The organism is Sphingomonas sp. LH128 (assembly GCF_000293195.2).
Classification (GTDB): domain Bacteria; phylum Pseudomonadota; class Alphaproteobacteria; order Sphingomonadales; family Sphingomonadaceae; genus Novosphingobium; species Novosphingobium resinovorum_A.
In genome coordinates this window covers 1-244 of record NZ_ALVC01000659.1, presented here as the reverse complement: position 1 = coordinate 244, position 244 = coordinate 1, and the positions used below count along the sequence as shown (strand labels likewise).

Sequence of the window (244 nt, the reverse complement as noted above, 5' to 3'; positions counted from 1 at the left end):
CCTCGATCTGGCGGATGCGCTCGCGGGTCACCGAGAACTGCTGACCGACTTCCTCGAGCGTGTGATCGGTGTTCATGCCGATACCGAAGCGCATGCGCAGCACGCGCTCCTCGCGCGGGGTCAGGGACGCCAGGGTTCGCGTAATCATTTCCTTGAGGTTCGCCTGGATTGCGGCGTCCACCGGGATGACCGCGTTCTCGTCCCTGATGAAATCGCCCAGGTGGCTGTCTTCCTCGTCGCCCAC

Annotated in this window: 1 protein-coding gene; it reads right to left on the bottom strand. The window is 63.9% G+C overall.

The features are described 5' to 3' along the window. Positions 1–244, bottom strand: a 244-nt coding sequence (locus LH128_RS31055) for a sigma factor-like helix-turn-helix DNA-binding protein (RefSeq protein ID WP_327195339.1), incomplete at both ends; no start/stop codon positions are given.